Annotated in this window: 1 protein-coding gene and 1 other annotated feature (1 of these 2 cut by a window edge); the gene reads right to left on the bottom strand. The window is 48.2% G+C overall.

What is annotated here, in order from left to right; all coding sequences use genetic code 11:
- Positions 1-399: a sequence feature (mutual gap in cmsearch alignment for this rRNA model is longer than 100), on the top strand; it begins 997 nt to the left of the window's first position.
- A partial coding sequence (locus A6749_RS28765) for a hypothetical protein (protein WP_236719602.1) occupies positions 400-583 on the bottom strand: 184 nt, incomplete at its 5' end.

Here is a 583-nt window from a genome sequence, read left to right as displayed (position 1 = left end):
GCACTCTAAGGTGACTGCCGGTGACAAACCGGAGGAAGGTGGGGATGACGTCAAATCATCATGCCCCTTATGACCTGGGCTACACACGTGCTACAATGGATGGTACAAAGGGCTGCAAAACCGCAAGGTCTAGCCAATCCCATAAAACCATTCTCAGTTCGGATTGCAGGCTGCAACTCGCCTGCATGAAGCCGGAATCGCTAGTAATCGCGGATCAGCATGCCGCGGTGAATACGTTCCCGGGCCTTGTACACACCGCCCGTCACACCACGAGAGTTTGTAACACCCGAAGTCGGTGGGGTAACCGTAAGGAGCCAGCCGCCTAAGGTGGGACAGATGATTGGGGTGAAGTCGTAACAAGGTAGCCGTATCGGAAGGTGCGGCTGGATCACCTCCTTTCTAAGGATAGAAGCTGGACATATGAGCCAGACAATAAAAGTTTGTTTGATTGTTTTCTGTTTGTTTAGTTTTGAGGGAGCAATTTTCTCTCAAAGCTTTTTTATTCGTTCTTTGAAAACTAGATAATCGTATAGAAGAAGAAACCAAGTAAGAACCGAGTATCGCCATTTTAGTTTTTCTCTCT

The organism is Neobacillus mesonae (genome assembly GCF_001636315.1).
GTDB lineage: Bacteria > Bacillota > Bacilli > Bacillales > Cytobacillaceae > Neobacillus > Neobacillus mesonae.
This window is presented reverse-complemented; position numbering and strand designations above follow the sequence as displayed.